General features: G+C 64.6%; 2 protein-coding genes. Both read left to right on the top strand.

The annotated features are described in order from the left end of the window. A partial coding sequence (locus A5773_RS11255) for a helix-turn-helix transcriptional regulator (protein WP_232001836.1) occupies positions 1-1,626 on the top strand: 1,626 nt, incomplete at its 5' end. Positions 1,627-1,799: 173 nt separating this feature from the next. Beyond that, complete coding sequence (locus A5773_RS11250; RefSeq protein ID WP_066950692.1) at positions 1,800-2,054, top strand: hypothetical protein; 255 nt, start codon at positions 1,800-1,802, stop codon at positions 2,052-2,054. The last annotated feature ends 246 nt before the right edge of the window (positions 2,055-2,300 follow it).

Genomic DNA, 2,300 nt, shown 5'->3' with positions numbered 1-2,300 from the left:
GATCTGGACCCAGACCTCAATGTGGTCATCGAGGCCGCGGCGGACGCACTGGCAATGTCGGACATCGCGCTGGCCGAGGAACTTTCGAGATTCGCGGTCGACCGTGGCGGTGGCTTGCCGGCCGCTTTGCTGCTCGGCGAGGCCCTGAGTTGGCAGGGCCGCGCCGACGAGGCCGAGATTGTGCTCGTCGACGCCGAGGCCGACGCCGTGCTTGTCGACGCCGAGCCTGATGACGCCGATGAATGGCTGTTTGCGCGGTGGGGCTGTCTGCGCAGCGCGAACCTGTTCTTTGGTTGCGGCGACGCCGAAGTCGCCTGTCGTGTACTCAGTGAGGTGAAAAAGCGCATCACGTCGGCGATCGCAGTGCAACTCGTCAACACGCTAGAGATGTCAATGGGTTTCTATTCTGGCGACGTTGCGACGACGATAGAGATCGGCCCGGATTTTAGTGAGTCCGAAATGTTGCCGATGGCGGCCGTGTGGGCGGCCGTCCCGACATGCGGTGCCTTTGCGGCTGTTGGGCGATTCAGCCAAGTTCATGTGATGGCAGATGCCGCGTTGCGCGCCGCTGCGTCCTGCGGCCTGGGACTGCAACGGTTCAACATCGGGTTGGCCGAAGTCACGGCCGAGACGGCCGCCGGTGACTGTCAGGCGGCCGAACGCATTTGGAAGCATTACGCCGCCATGGCTGCGGGTGTGCCCGAGGCGGACGCGATGGTGCACGCGATGCTGGGATTGGTGCACCTGGCCCGCGGTGCGTTGCCCGCTGCGCGCACTGCCTTTGAAGAATCGAAATCCGTTTTCTCACGGAGGTTTCCAGCGCCTTGGTTGATGCTGGTGGCCGCCTGGCAGACGGTCGCAGACGCGGGCTTAGGAGACAGCGGGGCGGCCGCCGCGGCGTTGGACAGTGCGGAGAAAGCGTATGGACCCCATGTCGCGGTCTTCTTGCCCGAGCTCGAGCTTGCCCGTGGCTGGGAACGCGCATCGGTCGGTGAAATGATGGTCGCTCAAGCACATGTGGTGCAGGCGGCGCAGATTGCGCAAAGCGCGGGGATGCACGCGGTCGAGTTGCGGGCGCGGCATACGGCCGTCCGCTTTGGCGATTCGTCGCACGCCACGCGGTTGGAAGAACTCGCGAAAATCTTGAACACGCCGTTGGCGGGCGTGGTGGCCAGCCATGCCCGTGGCCTTGCCGACCACGACGCCGGTTCTGTCGATGCCGCGGCACGTCGGTTCGCCGACCTGGGCGCATTAGCTCTAGCCGCCGATGCTTCGGCGCAGGCGGCCGGCGAATATGCGCGACGGGGGGAGCGTGGCAAGAAGTTTGAGTCGCTGCTCCAGACCGGCGCTATGGCAGGACGCTGCGGACTTCATTCTCCGGCGGTCAGGGCCGCGGCGCGTCCGTTACTGTTCAGCACTCGTGAGCGCCAGATTGCGATGCTGGTCGTCACCGGTTTGTCCAATCGCCAGATTGCCGACCAGTTGGTGGTCTCCGTGCGGACGGTAGAGGGTCACCTGTACCGCCTCTTCGCTAAACTCGGCATCACTCATCGCGACCAGCTGATCAACCTATTGAGCGGGGATCCGTTCGGCGGGACGTTGTTAGGATTTCGTCCTGCAACCTGAGTCTCCGCTGAGCGCCACTCGCGAACCCAATACTCACTGAGTGGCCTTCTCGCGCAGATCCGTAAGCCCTTCCACGCAACGCAGGCGCGACTCCTACTCGATCTGGACCTGCCCGCCACCCGACGGTATGTCAAATCGGCCGCCGCCCCTTAGCAGCGCCATACGCTCGGCACATGACGGCGATTCGGGAGGGCGTGAGAGCGCGTCGGCAGCTCACAGACATGGAGAAGCAACTGCTGCCGTGGTGGTTCGCTACCCGCACCCGCTCGGGGGCGCCGATGACGATCTGTCCGTGGTGCCAGGGCCCCGCCGAGGACCATCCGCTCGACACACGGGTTGTCCCATCGGATCTGGTGGCCGAGTTGGGATCCGCCCCGATTGAGGTGCGGTTATGCACAGGGCGACCCGGATCGGAGAGCTACCGGTGATGACGAGATGGTTTGCCAGCCAGACCTAGTCCGGGAGACCGGTCAAGGTCCCATCGCAGCGGCAGCGGAAATACGGCTGTCCATCGGCGCAGGACGCCGGCATCGGGTTGCGGCAGCGAGTGACCGGACAAGACAAGTTCGGTTGTCGAGGCCTGACGCAACTCAACGGAGGTAGGCATCCGGTGGGGCGGGAGGGTCGTTGTACGTGGTCGATAGTGGCGCGGGATGCGGAGTTTCGTCGTGCGT

It is taken from the genome of Mycobacterium sp. 852014-52450_SCH5900713, from assembly GCF_001667075.1.
Lineage (GTDB): Bacteria > Actinomycetota > Actinomycetes > Mycobacteriales > Mycobacteriaceae > Mycobacterium.
This window is presented reverse-complemented; position numbering and strand designations above follow the sequence as displayed.

Bases quoted from the DNA above. Each gene is read 5' to 3' on its own strand.
- A5773_RS11250 (WP_066950692.1), top strand. From the start codon at position 1,800: ATGACGGCGATTCGGGAGGGCGTGAGAGCGCGTCGGCAGCTCACAGAC.